Here is a 21,132-nt window from a genome sequence, read left to right as displayed (position 1 = left end):
CGCCCCTTTGCTGTTCCGGGGAATGGTGACAGTGGCTTTATTCCTTAAAAAGCATGGTTTCTTTACTAGTCAAGTCACACTTTATTTCCATCGTTAATACTGTATTAAAAAACATACTTCAAACCTGAAAAAAGGAATCGATTTAAAAGTTAACTCAGTCTAACAGTGAAGGGAGAGTTATGACTCATGGATACACAATTACTTGTTCCCTTATCCACCCTTAAGCAGGGGGAGAAGGCTTATGTAGTCGATCTTGAACTAAACGGCCTGTTGAGACGGAGAGTGTTGGATTTGGGTATCGTTCCCGGAACCTCCCTCCAATGTGTCGGGACCGCCCCCGCCGGGGATCCCATCGCTTACTTAGTTCGTGGAACGGTGATTGCTCTCAGGAGTGAGGATGCCAGGTCGATTCGGGTCAATTCAGCTTTAGTATAAAAAAAAACCCCAAGCAAGCGTGCGGTTAGTATGGAAAGTGTTGGAGAGTGAGTGCAATGAATTTAAAAATTGGGGATCAAACTGCTCCCCTAATGCCAAAAGGAAGAATTCGGAGAGAAAGCTTTGGTATAAGCAGTGCGGCCGACCAGTGGATTATTGCTTTAGCAGGAAACCCCAATGTGGGTAAAAGTACAGTATTCAATGCTTTGACCGGCCTTCGCCAACACACCGGCAACTGGCCGGGCAAAACAGTGAACAACGCTCAGGGTTACTTTACTTATCACAATCAAAGCTTCATGCTCGTTGATTTACCGGGTACTTACTCCCTCCTGGCCCATAGTGTCGAAGAAGAGATTGCCCGGGACTTTATTTGCTTTGGTCAACCGGACGCCACAGTGGTGGTTTTGGATGCCACCTCCTTGGAGCGCAATCTTAATCTTGCCCTGCAGATTATGGAGATTACGCCCCGGATCATTGTCTGTGTCAACTTAATGGATGAGGCTCGCAAAAGAGGCATTGTTATTGATTTTGAGGCCCTGCAAAAGGAGCTTGGTGTGCCGGTGGTTGCTACGGCGGCTAGACATAACCAGGGGCTTGAGGAGCTGCAACGGGCAATTTTTGATATTGCCGTGGGCAATCAAGCCACTCAGCCCAAACAAATTGTTTATTCTGAGGATGTGGAGAGGGCCATTCAGCTGCTCCAGCCCCAGATCGAAAAGGTAGGTATGAGCACTATCCTCAGCCCGCGCTGGCTCGCCCTCCGCCTTTTGGACAGCGATCCTGCCTTTATCGAAGAGATCGGCCGTTTCGTTGCCATGAATGGGGAGCAAGAGATTGACCTGCAAAGGGAGGAGGGGAAGGTAGCGCTATGAGCAGTATTACTCCGGATCCGTTATTGAAGCTTTATCGGGATACGGAAACGATTCGCGAGGATTTTGGCCATTCCATCACGGATCGCGTGGTTATTGATATTTTTGCTTATTCGGAGAAACTTGCCAACCGGGTGGTCTGCCGGGAACAAGAGCAAGCAAGGCGGTGGCGGGAGGGTATTGATAAGATCGTGATCTCCAGAGCCTTTGGCTACCCGATCATGCTGGGCATCCTCGGGCTGATTTTTTGGATTACGATTGTGGGGGCTAATGTCCCTTCCCAACTCCTGGCTACGGCGCTTTTTGCCTTTCAGGATACTCTTACCCAGGGTTTTAATGCCTTAGGTGCGCCGGCTTGGCTTCATGGTGTTTTGGTATTGGGTATGTATCGGACACTGGCTTGGGTCGTTGCGGTGATGTTGCCGCCCATGGCCATCTTCTTTCCTCTGTTTACCTTGTTGGAGGATCTGGGATATCTCCCCAGGGTGGCCTTTAATCTGGATCATATGTTCAAGAAAGCCAAGGCTTGCGGCAAGCAGTGCTTAACGATGTGCATGGGCTTTGGCTGCAATGCGGCGGGTGTGGTATCCACCCGGATTATTGATTCCCCCAGGGAGAGACTGATCGCTATTCTAACCAACAATTTCGTTCCCTGCAATGGGCGTTTTCCTACCCTGATTGCTATTGCCTCGATTTTTATCGCGGGTATGGCGGCCTTTTCCCAGTCTCTCTTAGCGGCAGGTTCAGTCATTCTGATGGTGCTCTTCGGTATTTTGGTCACTTTTGGCGTGTCCTGGGGATTGTCCATGACTCTCTTAAAAGGAGAACCTTCCTCTATGGTCCTGGAGCTGCCCCCTTATCGCCGGCCTAAGGTCCGTTCTGTTCTGTACCGTTCCATGCTGGATCGCACCTTATTCGTCTTACGCCGGGCGGTCATTGTAGCGGCACCGGCCGGAGCAGCGACCTGGGTTCTGGCTAATGTATGGGTGGGGGAGGCGAGCATTCTTACCCATATTGCAGCTTTCCTTGATCCGGCGGCTAAGGTTATAGGCCTGGATGGATTTATCCTTATGGCTTTTATCCTAGGTATACCGGCCAATGAAATCGTGATCCCCGTTCTCCTGATGAGTTATTTGGCTACGGGACAATTAACGGATTTCAGCACCCTGGCGGAGTTGAAAGAAGTGCTCTTAGCCAATGGCTGGACTTGGCTGACCGCTCTGAACACCATGCTGTTTTCTCTCTTGCATTGGCCTTGTGCCACCACTCTCCTCAGTATGTATAAAGAGACCGGAAGCAAAAAGTGGACGGCTCTGGGCTTCCTTCTTCCCACGACGATCGCCTTTATCGTATGCTTTATGATAGCTCAGACGGTTTACGCATTAGGGTGGGTATAGAGAAGTTTACTCAGTTATAGAAAATGTAAGGACAGATCCTTTGCTGCTGAAAGCAGCTAAGATCTGTCCTTGATTGTGACGGAAACATCATTGTGAAGGGTCAATCAACTCCAGACGCCCCAGTACATCATATACCTTAAGGGCAATGTAAAGATTGGTTCGGTCGTAAGCTTTTTGGAAACTGGTATTGGTCAGTTCCTCGACTCTTTTTAAGCGGTAGCGCAGGGTATTGATGTGAAGAAACAACCGCTCGGCGGTTTCATTGATATTTAAATTAGCGTCAAAATAGCAGCGCAAGGTGTCCAGCAGCATGCTGTTGTTCACTTTATCGTGAAGGATCAGTGCGTTTAAGTATTTTTTATATAAGGATTTAAGATGATCCAGGCTATTGCTGAAGATCAGACTGTAGACACCTAAATCATAGATATGTCTGACTTGGTTGCCATTTCCGGTCAGCTCGGAGAGATGGATAGCATAGAGGGCCTCCTGGTAACTCAGGTGCAGTTTATCGATGAGGTATTTATTGCCAATGCCAAAGGTGGCCTTAAAATTAAATTTTTTGCGTACATCTTCATGATAACGGGTGATATTGTCCAGGGACTTTTTCCAGCCGCTGTCCACATCGAGAATTTTCACATCATAATGGGTGGGGCAGATGTGAACCAGGTACTTATTATCCCAAACGGTGCAGAAAATATCCAGCTTGTTGAGCTTGAGCCAATCTCTGGTGTAGGCCAGGAGGGCTTGCTTTTCTATTTCCGTCAGTATGCGGTCGGTCAGCATAATACAAACATAATACAGATTATTCAAGTCATAATTAAGGAGGAATGAATTTTGTTTGAGAAGCTCTTTGATATTGATATTGCATAAGAGAATATCGGCAATAAAGTTATTGGTATACACATTGTTGAGCTTTTCCATGGAATGGGCCAGGTTAAAATAGGTTTTAACAGCCAAGGAAGCCTTTTCTAAACTGGGGATCAGTTCGTGGCATTCTTCTGAATGGGCCGGTTCCACGAAGATAAAACCATCCTTTTCACTGGTTCCCACTTTATAGCATAAAGTGAGCAGCTCTTCATCCCACAGATAGGGGCTGCCTTCATCCCAGTTTAAGATGATACTGAAAAAACTCTGAGGAAGTTGCTCCTGGTCCGAACCCAGATTATAGATCGTTCCTTTGTAATCCGAGATGATGACATTCCGCCCGGTGGATTCGCGCAAGTAGCTCAGGACATGCTCCAAATTATTCATTTCAAGAACTGAATGGGTCAAGGACACTTTGACCTCATCGGTATGAGCCATTTTTATGCTCCTTTGCAAATGAAAGATATGAAGTGATGTGTTGGGTAGACCGGCGCTGTCCTTAGAAAATATAAGTTTAGTATGTATTAGTATAGCTGCTTGTGCTTGTAATTACAATTGTATATTTGTCTGAAAAAAAACCGGCTATGTTTGTCTAATGCTACGAAGGAGAGCCATCCGGAAAGATAGAATGATTTGGCACAAGAAAGTATTGAACTTTCCCATGCTGGAAGAAAGGAGGATTGGAGTGGGTACAGGAAAAGAAGGACCTTCAGCACAATTTAAACTGGCCTTTTTGTTAGGATGCCTGCTATTTGTCTTCATCGCTGTGATGGGCTGTGACGGACAACAAGCGGCAAGTCAAACAAAGCCCCAGGGAGGTGCGGGAGAAGGCGGTCAAGCGGCCCTGGTGAACACTGGTGAGCAGGCCGATAATACTCATTCAAAAATGGGCCTGCAATGCGAACAATGTCATGAGCAAGGTGTGGAAAACCCGGTAAAACAGGAGCAATGCCTAAGCTGCCATAAGGGCATGGCAGAGGTTGCCCTGCTGACCAAGGAAAAGGAACCGAACCCTCATGGCCCTCACCACTATGACACCGCTGACTGCACCACATGTCATTCCATTCATGCCAAATCACAAATGATGTGTTCAACTTGTCATGATTTCCCCTGGATCAATGAACTGAATGAAGAGCTATGGACTAAACTCTAATTCTATTTTGAGAGGAGCTATACCCATGACCCAAAAAGCAGTTGATAGAAGACAATTTTTAAAAACGATGGCTTTAGCCGGCGTATCCATTGCCGGTATGGGAACCCTGGTCGGTTGTTCAGCAGGAGCAGCGAATCCGGCACCTCAGCCCGCCCAAGCCGGTCCGGAATGGAAGGAAGAGACCGATGTGGTTGTCATCGGCAGCGGTTTTGCAGGTCTGGCAGCCGCCCTGGAAGTCCTCGAGGCAGGTTCACAGGTCATTATCTTGGAAAAGATGCCTGTGAGCGGAGGGAACTCAGCTATTAATGGCGGAGATATGTGCTGTGCCAATACGAAGATGCAAAAAGCCGCAGGCGTTGAGGATTCTGTCGAACTTATGGTAGCGGATATGCTAAAGGCCGGCGGCAATATCAATCATGTGGATAAGGCCACCCTTGTCGCAGAAAAATCCAACGAAGCATTGGAATGGTGTCAGAATTATCTGGGCATGAAATTCAGAGAAAAACTGAATTACCATGGCGGTCATTCTGTATTAAGAGCTCATCAATCGGAAGAGGCTTCCGGCTCAGGGTACATTAAGGCTATGCTGGCGAAGTTAGAAGGAAAAGGTATATCCGTTTCGAACAATAGAAAATTCGTCCGCTTCATGGAAAATGATGAGAAACGGATCATCGGCGTGGAAGTGTTGGATGGTTATAAATATGGCAACGAGAGCAGTGGGACACCGCTGCTGATCAAAGCCAGGAAGGCCGTCATTATCGCTTCCGGCGGGTTCTCCCAGGACATCAGGATGCGTACCATCCACGATCCCAGAATCACTGACAAATTCTCCAGCACCAACCATCTGGGTGCTACGGGGGAGGCCCTGCGAGAGGCGCTGAAGCATGAAGCCATGGATGTGCATATGGATTGGATTCAGCTTGGGCCCTGGACCAGCCCTGACGAAAAGGGATTTGGCTATGTGCCCCAGTTCGTCGAACGGCTGGTTGGCTTTGCTCCCATGATCGACGTTAAAACCGGCAAGCGGTTTATTATGGAATCGGGGAACCGGAAGGTCAGAGCGGATGCGATCATTGCTTTGGGTGAACCCGGTATTCATGTGGCTGACGAATATGCTGTGAAGCTGCAGATTCTGCCCCAAATTCTCGAAGGAGCGATGGGGAACGGCTCCATTAAGAAATACGATACTCTCGAAGAAGTGGCCAAAGCCTACAATGTTCCGGTGGAACCCTTCCTGGCTGAAATCAAGCGTTGGAACTCCTTTGTCCTCAAGGGCAAAGATGATGATTTCAACTGCATGATTATGGAGGGGGCTAAACCCACTGAACAAGGACCCTTCTATGTTACCCGCATGTGGCCTAAGGTTCACCATACCATGGGCGGGCTTATGACCAATCTGCAAACCCAGGTGATCAATCAGGATTTTGAACCGATCAAAGGGCTTTATGCCGCCGGTGAAGTCACTGGAGGTATCCATGGTGCGGTGCGTCTGGGTGGAGTAGCGTGTACAGACTGCATCGTCAATGGCCGCATCAGCGGGCAGGAAGCGGCCAAAGCAGAGGCCTGGGGTTAGAATTCAATTCAAGAGAGATTAACAAAAGATGAATGATTAGAGGATGAATAATTAGAAGAATAAAGGGGCTGTATTCTATTTGTTGGAATATAGCTCTTTTCAATTTATACTGGATTAGTTTGAGAGCCTGACCGGATTGTGATACAATAGCCTCAAAGGTGTGCCTATGTATAAGGAGGAAGTCCAGTTGGCTGGTTTTTTTACTAAACTAAAAGCAGGATTGACGAAAACTCGGGATCAGTTTGTTACTAAAGTCGAAGAGATTTTAACGGGAAGACGGAAAATCGATGAAGAGCTCTATGAAGAGCTGGAGGAAGTATTGATCCGCTCCGATGTGGGGGTAAATACTTCCTTTGAGCTGGTTGAAGGGTTGCGTAAAGAGGTAAAGAAAAGAAAATTACAGGAGGCGGAAGAGCTAAAGGTTGTTCTCCAAGAGCTGATTGCTGAACTGCTGGGAGAAGAAGAATCCATGAACTTTGCGGAACATGGTCCCAGCATCTTTTTGGTGGTGGGTGTCAATGGTGTGGGCAAGACCACGACCATCGGCAAGTTAGCTCATTACTTCCAAGAGGAAGGAAAGAAAGTTATCCTGGCTGCCGGAGATACCTTTCGGGCAGCGGCCATCGATCAGCTTGAGGTCTGGGGACAGCGGGCCGGTGTGGAAGTCATAAAACAAAAGGAAGGTGCCGATCCTGCGGCGGTAGCCTATGATGCCCTTCAGGCAGCGAAGTCCCGGGGTGCCGATCTGGTCATTATGGATACGGCCGGCCGACTACATAATAAGGTCAACTTAATGGAAGAGCTGCGCAAAGTAAAGCGGGTCATTGAACGGGAAATTCCCGGGGCACCCCATGAAGTTCTCCTCGTCCTTGATGCCACAACAGGACAGAATGCTCTCCAGCAAGCCAAGCTTTTTCAGGAAGTGGCCGGGGTGACGGGAATTGTGCTCACGAAACTGGATGGTACAGCCAAGGGCGGAGTGGTCCTGGGGATTCAGGGAGAAATTAATATCCCGGTGAAATGGATCGGCGTAGGGGAAGGGATGGAGGATTTGCGTCCCTTTATTCCCCAGGATTTTGCCAGTGCTCTTTTTGATCAGACTCAGGATGATGAGGAGGAAGAAATCTGAATACCTTCGCTTTGATCGGTGGAACAGGACTAGAGACGGTTGCTCTGCTGGATCTCCGTACAGAAAGCATCGCTACCCCTTATGGAAAGGTAACGGTGGAGATCGGGCGTTTTGAGGCCCACGATGAGCCCATTGTCTTCATGAGCCGTCATGGCAAAGGGCATACAGTGCCCCCTCATTTGGTCAATTATCGGGCCAATATCTGGGCTTTAAAAGAACTTGGTGTCCGTAAAATCATTGCCACGGCTGCCGTGGGTTCTCTTTCTTCCCGACTCCAATTGGGAGATATTGTGCTCTTGGATCAATTTCTGGACTTCACCAAGAGCCGTCCTCAGACCTTTTATGAAGGGGGAGGGCAGGGCGTACTCCATGTGGATATGACAGAACCCTATTGCCGGTCTGTACAAGCGGTGATTCGTGAAGCCGGAGAGTCCATAGGGGTGCCTTTGCAGGGCGGGGCTGCCTATGTATGTACAGAGGGGCCGCGCTTTGAGACTCCGGCTGAAATCAGGATGTACCAAATTCTCGGCGGAGAATGTGTGGGGATGACCAGCGTGCCCGAAGTGGTTTTGGCCAGGGAATGCGGTATGTGCTATGCTACGATCGCCATGGTTACCAATGAAGCGGCAGGAATAGCCGATCACCCCCTAACCCACCAGGAAGTTGTTGAAAGCTTGCAAGCTGCCGGAAACAAGGCAGCCGGTTTAATACAAGAAACATTTCGGATACTTCGCCACGAACAGGATTGTCGGTGTCAAATGGCTAATGCAGAGGTCGGTAAGTTTTAGAAAGGCGGTACGAAGGTGAAAGCATTAGAGTGGATGGGAGATTCCTTAAAAATATTGGATCAGACCCGTTTACCTGTAGAAATTAAGTATAGAATGGCTGCGACCTATGAGGAAGTGGCGGAGGCCATTGAAAAAATGGAAGTCCGGGGTGCACCGGCTATCGGCGCCGCAGCAGCTTACGGATACGCCCTGGGAGCAATAGGCTACTCAGGTGAGCTGGCAGACTTGCCTGCTCATATGGAAAAAGTTCAGCACCGTTTGGCGGAGACCCGCCCCACAGCAGTCAATCTCTTTTGGGCATTGCGCCGTATGGAGGATCGGCTGCGGGATCAGCATGAGGCGAAGGAATTGGCGGAGATTCGTCAAGCCTTGGTGGCAGAGGCCGAAAATATAGCTGAGGACGATCGCCGTGTCAATCGTCTCATCGGGGAACATGGCAACGCAATTGTGACCGCGGAAGCCAATATTCTTACCCACTGCAACGCAGGTGCCTTAGCTACTGTGGAGTATGGCACTGCCCTTGGGGTAATACGCGCCGCCCAGCAGGCGGGCAAGAAAGTTCATGTTTACGCCGGTGAGACCCGTCCCTTCTTGCAAGGGGCCCGGTTGACAGCTCTGGAATTGATGAATGATCACATTCCCGTGACCCTCATCGCGGATAATATGGCTGGATTCTTAATGCAGCAGGGAAATATTGATTTGGTCATCGTGGGTGCGGATCGTATCGCAGCCAACGGAGATACGGCCAATAAAATCGGCACTTACTCCCTGGCTGTCCTGGCTCATGCCCATGGGATACCCTTCTACGTGGCTGCCCCTACCTCCACCATTGACTTGAAAGTTCCAAGTGGACAAGATATCCCTATTGAAGAAAGGAATCCTAAGGAGTTAAGGGAGGTTTTTGGGGTTCAGGTAGCCCCGCCGGAAGTTCCCGTGTATAATCCTGCTTTTGATGTGACCCCCGCCAAATTGATTACGGGAATTATTACGGAAAAGGGTATCGTAACCTCACCTTACTCTGTGAATTTATTAAAGATGATGGTACGTTCCTAATGCTCAAAGAGAAAATTCTGGAGATCGGCCAAAAAATAGCTCAGAGCGGCATGGTCGCCGGTACTTGGGGGAATATCTCCGCGTGGGATTCTGACCGCAATGGGTATTGGATTACTCCCAGCGGCATGGATTACTTCTCCTTGAAGGAAGAGGATCTGGTACTGCTGAGTATGGATAATACTGTGCTGGAGGGAAAGCGCAAGCCGTCTTCAGAGCTGCTGCTCCATGGGCAGATCTATAAGCAGCGGCCTGATGTTAAAGGAATCGTCCACACCCATTCTCCATTTGCTACAGCCCATGCCGTATCCCGCCTTCCCCTCCCGGGGATTGTGGAGGATTTGGTGATGATTGCCGGAGGTCAGGTGGCGGTGGCCCGCTATGAGTTACCCGGCACGCTGGAGCTTGCCCTTAGTGCTGTGCAGGCGCTGGAAGACAAGAATGCTGTCTTTCTCGCTAACCATGGCTTGGTCGGGGTTGGCTTCTCCTTGGCTGAAGCATTTAAAGTGTGTCAAGTTGTAGAAAAAAGTGCTCAGATTCATATCATGTCCCGGCTCTTGGGTAAACCGGCGGCACTAAGCCCTGAAGACATTCAAATCATGCGCCGCGCTTATCAGGAAAGCTACGGACAACGAGCTTAGTGCTATTAGACCTCCAAATGGATTGGGGGTCTAAATCATTGGTTGTAAGGAGTGATAGTTATGTCCAAGATTCTTATTCGCGCTATGGTATTGCCCATGACCGGGCCGGAGGATTTCTACCCCGAGGGAGAAATAGGGATTGAAAATGATCGGATTCTCTTTGTCGGGGAGAAAGGTTCTGCTCCGGACAGCTTTATTCCTGATCAGATCATCGATCTGCCTGAGGATGTGGTTATGCCTGGCTTGATTAATACTCATACCCATGCGGCTATGACCATGTTGAGAAGTTATGCCGATGATCTGCCCTTGATGCCTTGGCTGCAGACGAAGATTTGGCCTTTTGAGGATAAAATGTCCGATGAAGATATCTACTGGGGAACCTTGCTGGCTTTGGGGGAAATGATCCAATCCGGAACCACGACGATGCTGGATATGTATGCTTCTATGGATCAGGTGGCGAAAGCCGTTTTAGAGGCGGGAACCCGGGGGGTTTTATCAAGGGGCTTGATAGGCAACGCTCCTAATGGAGAAAGAGCTTTTGCCGAGAACATGGACTTGGTCAAGAATTATCATGGTGCAGGTCAGGGGCGGATTCAGGTTATGTTTGGCCCCCATGCTCCGTATACTTGTTCCGGTGAGTTTCTGCAGCGGGTTAAGCAGGAAGCGGACCGTCTGGGAGTGGGAATTCATATCCATGTGGCGGAGACGGAAGATGAGATCAAAACCATCAAAGAGCAATATGGCAAGACCCCGGTTCAATGGCTGGAGGAACTGGGCTTATTCGGAGGGCATGTGGTGGCCGCCCATTGTGTGCACCTGACTGAGGAAGATCAGGAGATTATGGCCCAAAACAAGGTTTTTATCGCCCACAATCCTGAGAGCAATATGAAATTAAACAGCGGCACGGCGCCGATTCCCGAACTCCGTTCACGGGGTGTTGTGGTTGGCTTGGGTACGGATGGCACTTCCAGCAATAATAATCTGGATATGTTCGGGGAGATGCGCTCGGCGGCCTTTCAGCAAAAGCTTGTCAAAGGAGCCACGGCTCTGCCCGCTTATGAGGTGCTGCAGATGGCTACAGTGGATGGGGCACGGACTCTGGGACTTCACGATGTGGGTGTGCTGGCACCGGGTTATAAGGCGGATTTGATCTCCATCAATTTTGATCAGCCTCATTTTTACCCGAGATTCTCCATTCCTGCCCATTTGGTCTATGTCGCCCACGCCGGCGATGTGCGTACAGTCATGGTCGATGGCAAAATTCTCATGCAGGAACGTCAGCTCATGACCATAGATATCAAACGGGTTTGCCGAGAGGTGGAAAAGCGGGCCAAAGGGATAGCACAAGGCTTATAGATTTTTTAAATTCTATAAAATATAATTTTTCCTTCATTAATATATGTGAATACAAGTGCAGTGTTCTTAAAACAGGAAAGGCAAGTGGTATAGTGTAGGAAAGTAAAATTACTTGACAAACTGATGAATATGCCCTAAAATAGCGCAGTAAAGTAAAAATCCTTTACGGGAGGCTTTTTGCATTGGAACGATTTGCAAAAATGGCATTACTGGCGGATTTTTATGGTCCTCTTTTAACTCCCAAGCAGGGGAGGATCTGGGATCTCCATTATGAACAGGATTTTTCCCTGGTGGAGATTGCTGATCTTGAGAAGATCAGCCGGCAAGCAGTATATGACTTGTTGAAGAGGACGGAAAAGATCCTGCAAGGGTATGAGGATAAGCTGGGGCTGATTCGCCGCTTTGCCGACGAGCAGCATAAATTATCCGAAGTTCACCAATTAGTGCAGGAATTCGAGCAAAAGGATTTTTCCAACGAGAAAGCCTGGGAACGGCATCAATCCATAAGTCAAAAAATTGATGAAATATATCGGGATATTGAAGCTTCTTAGGTTGAGTCCGGAAAGTGAGGGCTGGTATGTTTCAAGGTCTAAGTGAAAAATTACAAGAAACATTCAAGCGGTTAAAGAGCAAAGGCAAGCTCACTGAGGCGGATGTCAATGAAGCGATGCGGGAAGTCCGTATGGCCTTATTGGAAGCTGATGTGAACTTTAAGGTGGTTAAGGATTTTGTCGCCAAAGTCAAGGAACGTTCCATTGGACAGGAGGTTCTCGAATCTCTTTCCCCTGGACAGCAGGTGATCAAAATTGTTAATGAGGAAATGGTCGCCTTAATGGGCGGCGTTTCCAGCAAGATAAATATTTCCTCGAAGCCTCCTACAGTCATTATGCTGGTGGGCTTGCAAGGAGCCGGTAAGACAACCCATGGTGCCAAGCTGGCTAATATGCTGAAGAAGCAAGGCAAACATCCCCTCTTGGTCGCCTGCGATATTTATCGTCCGGCAGCCATCAAACAGCTGGAAGTCCTCGGTGAACAGATCAAGGTGCCTGTGTTTTCCTTAGGCCAGGAAAACCCGGTAAAGATCGCCGCCGCCAGCCTTCAGCATGCCAACAGCCAGGGCCTGGATGTGGTCATCATCGATACGGCAGGCCGCCTGCATATCAATGAAGAGCTTATGGGAGAACTCCGAGAGATTAAGACCGCAGTGAAGCCCCATGAAATCCTGCTGGTGGTGGATGCCATGACCGGGCAGGATGCTGTGAATGTAGCGGAAAGCTTCCATAACGAGCTGGGGGTTGATGGCATCATCCTGACCAAGCTGGATGGAGATACCCGGGGCGGGGCTGCCCTCTCCGTGAAGGCCGTAACCGGCTGCCCTATTAAATTTGCCGGTGTCGGGGAAAAGATGGATGCTATTGAGCCCTTTTTCCCGGAACGGATGGCCTCCCGTATTTTGGGAATGGGGGATGTCCTGACCCTGATCGAAAAGGCCCAGGAAGCCTTTGACGAGAAGCAGGCCCGGGAAATGGAGCAGAAGCTGCGCAAGCAGGAATTTACCCTGGATGATTTCCTGGATCAGATGCAGCAGCTTAAAAAGATGGGGCCCTTAAATTCTCTGCTGGAAATGATCCCCGGCGTTGGCAAGCAGATGAAGGATGTCCAGGTCGATGAAAAAGATATGGCCCATGTGGAAGCCATTATTCATTCCATGACTGCCGAAGAGCGCAGAAAGCCCGCCTTGATCAAGGATTCCAGAAAGCGTCGCATCGCCAAAGGCAGCGGGACCAGCGTTCAGGAGGTAGGGCGTTTGCTGAAGCAGTTCGAGCAGATGCAAAAGATGATGAAACAGTTTGCCGGCGGTTCAGGTATGGGGATGATGGGCAAGGGCAAAAAGGGTAAAAAAGGGAAGAAATTAGGTTTGCCTTTCCCTTTCAAATAATTTTCTAGTTCGCTTATCTTCCGCAAGGTGATAAGTATCCTGGTGAGGAGGTGAAAAACATGGCAACAAAAATTCGTCTTCGCCGCATGGGTGCTAAGAAGAATCCTTTCTATCGTTTAATCGTTGCGGATTCCAATGCTCCACGCGATGGTCGTTTCATTGAGGAAATCGGCTTCTATGATCCTACGAAACAACCGGAAGTCCTGAACATTGATGAAGAAAAAGCAATGAAATGGTTAGCAACTGGTGCTCAACCTTCAGATACAGCGAAGTCTCTTCTTCGCAAGGCTGGGGTTCTGGCTAAGTACCATGAGTCCAAGAAGTAATTGGATTATTGGGGGTGCTCCTGTGAAGGAACTCGTAGAGGTCCTTGCGAAAGCTTTAGTCGATCACCCGGAGCAAGTTCTGGTTGCTCAATCGGAAACGGAGAAATCCGTTCACCTGCAGCTCACCGTTGCTCCGGAGGATATGGGCAAAGTGATTGGTAAGCAGGGAAGAATTGCTAACGCTATACGTACGTTAGTAAAAGCTGCTGCAGTCAAAGATGGCCGCAGAGTGCATGTTGACATTGATCAGTGATGTGTTGAGAAGGGCTTTAAGCCCTTTTTGACGTTAGGTGCTTGTAAGTGTCCGGGCTTGCATGCTCGTTTTGCAGGATCTGTAAGAGGGGGAACGCCTGCCCGGGCGGTATCGCTTAAGCTTTGCTCGGGTTGTGTAGCTTTACGCACAACGGTCACTTTATAGCTCCAGGGCTGGTTCACTCGCTTTCTTAACAGCCGAGCCAAACCTCTGGGTAACACCTGATGTGAACCAGTGGCTCGTCTAAGTTAAGAAAACTTCGTTTACCTGACCGCCCCTCCGCTAAATCCGTTCCCTTTTGTGCCTAAAGCTACACTTCGCGGGTCTTGCTTTGGTTTTCCTTTGAGGCTTAGTCTATGCCTTCTCCAGAGCGAATCGCCGACCATGCCGCAAGCGGCGTCGGCAAGACTAACAGAATGGCTAGGAGAAGGGCCGATAACACCTGCTCAGGCAGGAAAGCAGACTAAGCTAAGAACCTACAACGCCCTGCCCACTCAATCCCGAGAAGCAGCCCAAGGATTTTGCTTTACAGATGTGAGCGAATTTAAGCGAGCGGAAACAAAACTTCGCGAAAAGCCCGCAGCGGAGTCGGGTTGGAAACAGGACGTTTCCAACCGGCCATTGAGCAGGAGCGATTTGGCCGGGCACCCGACGGAGCGGAGGGCTTGAGCGTTAGTTTTGTCCGCGCAGCTTATGGAGCGAACGACGTAAAGCAAAATCCTGGAGAATCAGCTCGCGGGCATTTTAAAGTACTTTCCTCAAAAAAGGAGCAATGTTCTATGGATGAGGTCTTAATCGGTGAAGTCATAAAGCCCCATGGAGTCCAGGGGGAAATCAAAGTCTATCCCATTACAGATAATCCCAAGCGGTTCCGAAAGCTTAAGGAAGTGATCCTGGTGCAGAATCAGGAACAGCGTCGCCTTAAGGTTCTTCATGCCAATGTCCATCAATCGGAAGTGTATCTGACTTTGGAAGGGATTAATACCAGAGATGAGGCGGAAGCCATCAGAGGATGGGCGGTCAAAGCGGATCGGGACCAGGTCCCGCCGCTTAAGGAAGGCTGGTATTACTTCGAACTGGAGGGCATGCAGGTCTATGAAGGAGATGTGCTACTGGGGACTTTGGCTCAGGTGATACAGACGGGGGCCAATGATGTCTATCTGGTCAAGGGGGATCAAGGGGAGATCTGTGTGCCGGCTTTGAAGACAGTGGTGAAGCATGTGGATGTAGCCGGGAAGCGGATGGATGTGGAGCTGCCCCCTGGACTCATCGATGGTGAAGAACTACGATGATGAAGTTCACTGTATTAACCCTGTTTCCGGAGATGTTTGCCCCCGTTCATGAGAGTATTTTAAAACGGGCTCAAGCAGCACAGCTCATTGAGGTAAGTTTAATTAATTTCCGGGATTACGCTGCCAGCAAGCATAAGAATGTGGATGATGTTCCTTATGGGGGAGGAGCGGGCATGGTACTCAAACCTGAGCCCCTCTTTGCGGCACTGCGGGACTTGCCGCCCAGCCCTGGCCGGCGGCGGATTGTGCTGCTTTCTCCTCAAGGGGAAGTGTTTCAACAGCGGAAGGCCGAAGAATGGAGCCGCTGGGATGAACTGGTCTTTATTTGCGGTCACTATGAAGGCTTTGACGAACGCACCCGCAGTCTTGCTGATGAAGAAGTGTCTTTAGGGGATTTTGTTCTTACCGGAGGAGAGCTGGCAGCCATGGTGATGATGGATGCCGTAGCTCGTTTATTGCCCGGTGTTCTGGGAGAAAAAGCCTCCGCTGAGGAAGATTCTCATAGCGGAGGGCTTTTGGAATACCCTCACTATACCCGTCCCCCTGTATTTGAGGGGATGGAGGTACCGGATGTTCTTTTATCCGGCCATCACCGGCGTATTGAAGAGTGGCGCAGAAAGGAATCCCTGCGCCGTACTTTCTTAAAGCGTCCTGATTTGTTCGCTAAGGTTGAATTTCAAGCGAGCGATTTCAATTTATTGGAAGAACTGATTCAAGAACATCCTGAGCTGGCACAAGAGCGCTCACGCTGGGAACATTTAAGGCCTAAGCCCAAAAAACGCCGATAAGGAGGAGCCATTATGGGGGATCTGTATGTGGCATTGCTTCATGCACCGGTCTACAATAAAAATATGGAAACCATCGCCACCTCCATCACCAATCTGGACATTCACGATATCGCTCGCAGCACTACCACATACGGAGTGAAACGCTACTATATTGTCCATCCTGCTGAAGCCCAAAGAGCCTTGGCTCAACGGATAATGGGCTACTGGCAGGAAGGCTTTGGTGCCGAATATAATCCCAATCGCCAGGAAGCCTTTGCCCGGGTTAAATTAGCCAGTGAGCTTGCCGAGGTTGAAGAGGAGATTTTTAAGGAGCAAGGGAGAAGGCCTTTGAAGATAGCCACGGATGCCCGGAGATATCCCCATACCTTAGGCTATGCCGCCGTACGGGATAAAATCGAAAATGGGGAAGAGCCGTTGCTGCTGCTCTTTGGCACAGGTTGGGGCCTGCTCAGGGAAGTTATGGAAGAGTGCGATATCATTCTGGAACCGATCTATGGGCCCGGAGAATGGAATCATCTTTCCGTCCGCTCGGCAGCGGCCATTATTTTAGATCGCTTAAGAGGGCATTAAGCGAACTGACCAGCCTCGGAGCTATGGAGTGAGTGTTGTATGAAAACTACACGACCCGGACATTTTTTTAATTTTTAAAGTTGCACTCAGCTTATTGTTTGTGATACAATATCACGGTAAAACGGATGGTCCGCTCACTGTGAAAAGCTTGGTGATGAAACACCAGCTCAGTGTATGAACATCTAGGCAAGGAAGGGGGGAATCAATAATGGATTTTATTCGCATGATTGAAGAAGAACAAATGAAAAAAGATCTTCCTGCCTTCCGTCCTGGAGATACCGTACGTGTCCACGTTAAGGTTGTCGAGGGTACCCGGGAACGTATTCAGGCTTTCGAAGGGGTTGTCATCAAGATGAAAGGCGGCGGTCTGCGCCGGACTTTCACCGTGCGTCGGGTAACTTATGGTGTAGGAGTAGAGCGGACTTTCCCGCTGCATTCTCCTCGCATTGACCGCATTGAGGTAATACGCCGCGGTATCGTACGCCGTGCCAAACTCTACTACCTACGTGAACTTTCAGGTAAAGCAGCGCGGATTCGCGACCGTCGCTAGCAATAAGATGGGCTGGAGCTATCCGGCCCTTTTATTATATACAAAATCCCCTTCGCTTTTTTTGCACGGTCAGAAAGTATAACGACCTTGCATACTTTCATCCGGCATAAGTGCAACCAACGACTTCACCTTCCTGGATGGGTGATTAAAAAGCAAACAAGTGCGATAGCCTTGTCTTCGGGTGAAGTCGGGTTTTCTTTGTCTTGAAAAATGCTGTATGCTCCTCAAAATTTCTGCTCATACTAGTGTAGCGACACGCTCACGTTTCGCTTAATGACTTGTCTGAATTTCCATCTGCCGCGTTGTCGTAATCGGCGTAGCACCACTATGCCTCACTTCTTCGCCTTGCAGACTGAAAATTCATCCTGGGTCATTCAGCTGAAAGTGAACGCGCCACTACATTCGTGTAGAGTTTGAAACAGGGAGGAGAAATACGGTGAAGCATAAGACAAGAATCGGATGGTTAATCTGGGTCCTGGCAGCAGTGGTCGTTTGTGCTGCTCTTTTACGTTTGTTTGTACTTCAGCCCTATACTATTTCTTCAAATTCCATGGAGCCGACTTTGGTTCCAGGGGATAGAATTCTCGTGAATCGTTTTGCTTACCAATACGGAACCCCCACCCGGGGCGATATTGTGGTTTTTGCTTATCCGAAAGATACCAGCCGCACCTTTGTCAAACGGGTTATTGCTGTGGATGGTGAGACTGTTGAGCTCAAGGGCAATCAGGTTTATGTCAACGGCTCGCTGATTCAGGAGCCCTATCTGAAGCAAGGGGATTATTCACCCTTTGAACCTGAAACCATCCCTGCTGAAAATATCTTTGTTTTGGGCGACAACCGTCGGGAGAGCGGCGATTCAAGAGAATGGGGGGTTCTACCCAGAAGTTATATCATTGGGAAAGCATGGTTTGTTTATAGTCCCTTCCAAAGAATTAAGTTCTTTTGGTAAAGGGTAGATAAGAAGGTGTTTCGTTGAGTATTCAGTGGTTTCCTGGCCATATGGCCAAAGCAAAACGGTTGTTGTTGGAACAGCTGCGTTGGGTGGATGTGGTCATCGAATTAGGGGATGCCCGTTTACCGGAAAGCAGCAGAAACCCTCTGCTGCAGGAGATGTTGGGGGATAAGCCGAAAATAATTATCCTGAACAAGGTGGATTTGGCTGATCCTTACTGGACAGAGATCTGGACACGTAAACTTCGTCAATCCAATCCCGTCTTGGCGGTAAGCGCAACCAGCGGTGCCGGAGTAGGCAAAATTGTTCCCGAAGTCGAGCGGCTCATGGCCCATAAGATAGAAAAATGGACGGCCAAAGGAATTCGTGCCCGCAGCATCCGGGTGATGATCGTGGGTATACCTAATTGTGGAAAGTCCTCCCTGGTGAATAATCTTATTGGAAGTGCAAAAGCTAAGACAGGCAATAAACCGGGGGTGACCCGGGGCAATCAGTGGATTCGCATTCATGAGCGAGTGGAGTTGCTGGATACACCGGGGTTGCTTTGGCCAAAGTTTGAAGATCCTGAAGTGGGCAAAAAGCTGGGGGCCGTAGGTGCTATCCGGGATGAAGTGCTCAATCTTGAAGAACTGTCCCTCTGGGTACTGGAGCAGCTCAAGGAAAATTATCCGGAGGCTTTAACCCGGTATACTGAAGATGTTCAAAACCTGGATCTGGAGGGTATTGGACGAAAGAGAGGCTGCTTGGTTAAAGGGGGACAAGTGGATATCTTGAAAGCAGCTCAGATCTTCCTAAGGGAATTCCGGGCAGGTTCATTAGGAAAATTCACTTTGGATCACACAGTGAAATAGCTTATAATAATCTCAAATGAGAGTTGATTTAAATTTCAGGTTTGTTTTGTGAATCGTCAGGATTCCAGTAAAAGAGAGAGTAGGAAAGAGGAGCATACGTTGAAGGGAATATCTCGAATGAGTATCCGTGAGGTGAGCGAGGTTCTTAATACTGAACCTTCGGAGGAATTTCTTAAAGCCTGTGCTCAGGACGAGCGCCTTGGGATACAGAATCTGATTGTTCGTTATTATAAGGAATGGGAAGCCCGCCTGGTGGAAGCAGAACGTATCGAAGCCCTGTTAAGGGAAGAAAAACAACTATGGCTCAACGGGTATCTACATATTGCCGGAATTGATGAAGCGGGGAGGGGACCTTTGGCAGGTCCCGTCGTGGCGGCTACCTGTATTCTTCCCGCCAAATTTAATTTACCCGGGCTTAACGATTCCAAAAAATTGACGGAGAGCAAACGGGAAAAACTGTTCCAACAGATCAAAGAGCAGGCTATCGGCTATGCTGTCGGCAGTGCGGAACCTGCTGAGATCGATGGTTTGAATATACTTCAGGCTACCAAATTGGCCATGAAGAGAGCTGTAGAGGGCTTAAAAGTGCGTCCCCATTTTTTACTGATTGATGCTTTGGAATTACCCAGTCTCAAGATACCCCAAAAAGGCATCATCGATGGCGATGCTTTAAGTGCCAGTATCGCAGCCGCATCCATTTTGGCCAAGGTCTCCAGGGATCATTTAATGGGTGAACTGGACAAACTTTATCCTGAGTATGGATTTGCCAAGAACAAGGGTTATGGTACCCGGGAACATCTGATGGCTCTGCGCCGCCATGGAGTGAGTCCGATTCATCGCCGAAGCTTTGCTCCCGTTCAACAGCAACTGGATATTGTTTGAAAATATTTATAATTGGCATTCAAGATATTAGACATACATAATTGTTGACTATTCATAAACAAATATGGCACAATGGGTTTGGTTTATGGGAAACACAATTTTTTTTATGAAGGGAGGTAGGAAGATGTCTGATAATTTTGCTGCTGTGGGGATTGCTCTTGTGGTGGCAATTGCCATCAACTTAATTATGATGTTGATGCCAAAACTCTTAGCTCCGAAAAAACCGGTTCCTGAAAAGTTAACACCCTATGAAGGTGGTAACCAAACCATTGGACGTACTTGGTTAGGCTTCAAAAGCAATTATTTTCTTTATGCCCTTGTTTTTACGGCCTTTGACGTAGAAACGGTATTCCTGTTTCCGTGGGCGTTGTCGTTCCGCCAACTGGGAACCTTCGCTTTTATTGAAATGTTCGTATTCATTGTCATTCTTTTAGTTGGTTTCTGGTATGCTTGGAAGGAAGGTGCATTAGAGTGGATGTAGCAAAAGAGAAAGAACTCCGCGAAGCCGAAGCTCTTATGGAAAAAAATGTGCTGCTCACCAGTATTGATAAAGTTCTCAACTGGGGTCGGGGGCATTCTTTTTGGCCGGTAACCTTCGGTTTAGCTTGCTGTGCTATCGAAATGATGGCTGCAGGTGGTCCGCGTGTTGACATCTCTCGTTTTGGGTATGAGGTCTTCCGGGCGTCACCTCGCCATGCCGATGTCATGATTGTCGCTGGAACATGTACTCGCAAAATGGCTCCTCTGCTGCGGATGATTTACGACCAGATGCCTGAGCCGAAATGGGTTATTGCTATGGGCAGCTGTGCCAGTGCAGGCGGCCCTTTTGCGGATTCCTATTCCATGTTGACAGGTGTGGACAAAATAGTCCCCGTCGATGTCTATATTCCCGGCTGCCCTCCACGGCCGGAATCCTTAGTATATGGGTTGCTTCAACTTCAACATAAAGTGAATCACCCAGATAAGGTGAGGTTATTGAAACATGGGAAATAATGAATTATTAAAAAAACGTGTGGATGAGTTAGCATCCCGCGTCAGCGGAACTGTTGAAGAGATTCTTGACACCTTAGTGCTTACCGTCAAGGCGCCTTATATTACGGAAACTTTGACTGCGGTTAAAAGCTTCGGAGAAGTGCCTTGTGACTTTCTCCACGACATTGGGGGCGTGGATAAGCTGGATCATTTCCAAGTGGTCTATCAATTGACAAGCTTGCGCGGACCCCAAAAGCTGAGAGTCAAAGCGATTGTCGACCGCGACAACCCGGTGATTGATTCCGTAACCCGTATTTGGGCAGGTGCCGATTTCATGGAACGGGAAGCCTATGATATGTTTGGTATTCAATTCAAAGGACATCCCAATCTGAAACGGATTTATATGTGGGATGACTTCGAAGGGTTCCCGCTGCGCAAAGATTATGTCACAGAGCCTGCAGAAGTTCGAAATGTTATGCGTGTGCGCAGGGAAGATGATTAA

Annotated in this window: 25 protein-coding genes; 24 read left to right on the top strand and 1 reads right to left on the bottom strand. The window is 48.8% G+C overall.

Going from position 1 to position 21,132, the window contains the following annotated elements; genetic code table 11:
- Nucleotides 1–186 precede the first annotated feature (186 nt).
- From DHAF_RS18835 to DHAF_RS18825, 3 genes are read left to right on the top strand one after another with little or no spacing between them, the layout of a single operon-like run.
- Complete coding sequence (locus DHAF_RS18835; RefSeq protein ID WP_015944776.1) at nt 187–435, top strand: FeoA family protein; 249 nt, start codon at nt 187–189, stop codon at nt 433–435.
- 56 nt (nt 436–491) lie between these two features.
- Nucleotides 492–1,307 (top strand): FeoB small GTPase domain-containing protein, encoded by an 816-nt coding sequence (locus tag DHAF_RS18830; RefSeq protein WP_015944775.1) that lies wholly within the window; start codon nt 492–494, stop codon nt 1,305–1,307.
- Complete coding sequence (locus DHAF_RS18825) at nt 1,304–2,701, top strand: nucleoside recognition domain-containing protein (RefSeq protein ID WP_015944774.1); 1,398 nt, start codon at nt 1,304–1,306, stop codon at nt 2,699–2,701. Before DHAF_RS18830 ends, DHAF_RS18825 begins: the two co-directional genes overlap by 4 nt.
- Before the next feature lie 87 nt (nt 2,702–2,788).
- Here the strand turns inward: DHAF_RS18825 and DHAF_RS18820 are convergent, their stop codons facing one another.
- A complete protein-coding gene (locus DHAF_RS18820) occupies nt 2,789–4,003 on the bottom strand; it encodes a PucR family transcriptional regulator (protein WP_015944773.1) in 1,215 nt (404 codons plus the stop codon).
- A 247-nt stretch (nt 4,004–4,250) separates the two neighbouring features.
- Here DHAF_RS18820 and DHAF_RS18815 point away from each other — a divergent pair, with 247 nt between their 5' ends.
- The 21 genes from DHAF_RS18815 (at nt 4,251) to DHAF_RS18715 (ending at nt 21,132) form a co-directional block, all read left to right on the top strand.
- A complete protein-coding gene (locus DHAF_RS18815) occupies nt 4,251–4,718 on the top strand; it encodes a cytochrome c3 family protein (RefSeq protein ID WP_015944772.1) in 468 nt (155 codons plus the stop codon).
- A gap of 25 nt (nt 4,719–4,743) precedes the next feature.
- On the top strand, nt 4,744–6,291 hold the full coding sequence (locus DHAF_RS18810) for a flavocytochrome c (RefSeq protein WP_015944771.1): 1,548 nt from the start codon (nt 4,744–4,746) through the stop codon (nt 6,289–6,291).
- Between the two features lie 187 nt (nt 6,292–6,478).
- Nucleotides 6,479–7,420: a signal recognition particle-docking protein FtsY gene (gene ftsY / locus DHAF_RS18805; protein WP_420794921.1), complete on the top strand. Its 942-nt coding sequence runs from the start codon at nt 6,479–6,481 to the stop codon at nt 7,418–7,420.
- An 11-nt stretch (nt 7,421–7,431) separates the two neighbouring features.
- On the top strand, nt 7,432–8,208 hold the full coding sequence (gene mtnP, locus DHAF_RS18800) for an S-methyl-5'-thioadenosine phosphorylase (RefSeq protein ID WP_015944769.1): 777 nt from the start codon (nt 7,432–7,434) through the stop codon (nt 8,206–8,208).
- A gap of 15 nt (nt 8,209–8,223) precedes the next feature.
- Nucleotides 8,224–9,261 carry an S-methyl-5-thioribose-1-phosphate isomerase gene (mtnA, locus tag DHAF_RS18795; RefSeq protein ID WP_015944768.1) on the top strand — a complete coding sequence of 346 codons (1,038 nt, stop codon included), beginning with the start codon at nt 8,224–8,226 and terminating at the stop codon, nt 9,259–9,261.
- Nucleotides 9,261–9,899 carry a class II aldolase/adducin family protein gene (locus tag DHAF_RS18790; RefSeq protein WP_015944767.1) on the top strand — a complete coding sequence of 213 codons (639 nt, stop codon included), beginning with the start codon at nt 9,261–9,263 and terminating at the stop codon, nt 9,897–9,899. Before mtnA ends, DHAF_RS18790 begins: the two co-directional genes overlap by 1 nt.
- 60 nt (nt 9,900–9,959) lie before the next feature.
- Nucleotides 9,960–11,255, top strand: a complete 1,296-nt coding sequence (locus DHAF_RS18785; RefSeq protein WP_015944766.1) for an amidohydrolase — start codon at nt 9,960–9,962, stop codon at nt 11,253–11,255.
- A gap of 182 nt (nt 11,256–11,437) precedes the next feature.
- Nucleotides 11,438–11,806, top strand: a complete 369-nt coding sequence (gene ylxM / locus DHAF_RS18780) for a YlxM family DNA-binding protein (RefSeq protein ID WP_011460448.1) — start codon at nt 11,438–11,440, stop codon at nt 11,804–11,806.
- Nucleotides 11,807–11,832: 26 nt separating this feature from the next.
- Complete coding sequence (ffh, locus tag DHAF_RS18775; protein WP_015944765.1) at nt 11,833–13,194, top strand: signal recognition particle protein; 1,362 nt, start codon at nt 11,833–11,835, stop codon at nt 13,192–13,194.
- Nucleotides 13,195–13,253: 59 nt separating this feature from the next.
- Nucleotides 13,254–13,520, top strand: a complete 267-nt coding sequence (gene rpsP / locus DHAF_RS18770) for a 30S ribosomal protein S16 (RefSeq protein ID WP_005813195.1) — start codon at nt 13,254–13,256, stop codon at nt 13,518–13,520.
- A gap of 22 nt (nt 13,521–13,542) precedes the next feature.
- Nucleotides 13,543–13,773, top strand: coding sequence for a KH domain-containing protein (locus tag DHAF_RS18765; protein WP_011460446.1), 231 nt, complete (start codon nt 13,543–13,545; stop codon nt 13,771–13,773).
- Between the two features lie 779 nt (nt 13,774–14,552).
- Entirely contained in the window at nt 14,553–15,065 is a 513-nt protein-coding gene (rimM, locus tag DHAF_RS18760) for a ribosome maturation factor RimM (protein ID WP_015944764.1), read from the top strand.
- The gene (gene trmD / locus DHAF_RS18755; RefSeq protein WP_015944763.1) at nt 15,062–15,853 is read left to right on the top strand and encodes a tRNA (guanosine(37)-N1)-methyltransferase TrmD; all 792 of its coding nucleotides are present in this window, start codon (nt 15,062–15,064) and stop codon (nt 15,851–15,853) included. Before rimM ends, trmD begins: the two co-directional genes overlap by 4 nt.
- A gap of 12 nt (nt 15,854–15,865) precedes the next feature.
- Nucleotides 15,866–16,423 carry an RNA methyltransferase gene (locus DHAF_RS18750; protein WP_005813203.1) on the top strand — a complete coding sequence of 186 codons (558 nt, stop codon included), beginning with the start codon at nt 15,866–15,868 and terminating at the stop codon, nt 16,421–16,423.
- A gap of 208 nt (nt 16,424–16,631) precedes the next feature.
- The gene (gene rplS / locus DHAF_RS18745; RefSeq protein WP_005813207.1) at nt 16,632–16,973 is read left to right on the top strand and encodes a 50S ribosomal protein L19; all 342 of its coding nucleotides are present in this window, start codon (nt 16,632–16,634) and stop codon (nt 16,971–16,973) included.
- Between the two features lie 436 nt (nt 16,974–17,409).
- Nucleotides 17,410–17,922 (top strand): signal peptidase I, encoded by a 513-nt coding sequence (lepB, locus tag DHAF_RS18740; RefSeq protein WP_011460443.1) that lies wholly within the window; start codon nt 17,410–17,412, stop codon nt 17,920–17,922.
- A 23-nt stretch (nt 17,923–17,945) separates the two neighbouring features.
- Nucleotides 17,946–18,776, top strand: a complete 831-nt coding sequence (gene ylqF, locus DHAF_RS18735; protein ID WP_015944762.1) for a ribosome biogenesis GTPase YlqF — start codon at nt 17,946–17,948, stop codon at nt 18,774–18,776.
- Between the two features lie 99 nt (nt 18,777–18,875).
- Nucleotides 18,876–19,658: a ribonuclease HII gene (locus DHAF_RS18730; RefSeq protein ID WP_015944761.1), complete on the top strand. Its 783-nt coding sequence runs from the start codon at nt 18,876–18,878 to the stop codon at nt 19,656–19,658.
- 124 nt (nt 19,659–19,782) lie between these two features.
- Entirely contained in the window at nt 19,783–20,139 is a 357-nt protein-coding gene (locus DHAF_RS18725; RefSeq protein WP_011460440.1) for an NADH-quinone oxidoreductase subunit A, read from the top strand.
- Nucleotides 20,130–20,651 (top strand): NuoB/complex I 20 kDa subunit family protein, encoded by a 522-nt coding sequence (locus DHAF_RS18720; RefSeq protein ID WP_005813216.1) that lies wholly within the window; start codon nt 20,130–20,132, stop codon nt 20,649–20,651. The genes DHAF_RS18725 and DHAF_RS18720 overlap by 10 nt, the downstream gene beginning before the upstream one ends.
- Nucleotides 20,641–21,132, top strand: a complete 492-nt coding sequence (locus DHAF_RS18715) for an NADH-quinone oxidoreductase subunit C (protein WP_005813217.1) — start codon at nt 20,641–20,643, stop codon at nt 21,130–21,132. The genes DHAF_RS18720 and DHAF_RS18715 overlap by 11 nt, the downstream gene beginning before the upstream one ends.

The organism is Desulfitobacterium hafniense DCB-2 (assembly GCF_000021925.1).
GTDB lineage: Bacteria > Bacillota > Desulfitobacteriia > Desulfitobacteriales > Desulfitobacteriaceae > Desulfitobacterium > Desulfitobacterium hafniense.
Note: the sequence above shows the minus strand (reverse complement) of the source record. Positions and strands in the feature narration are given on the sequence as shown.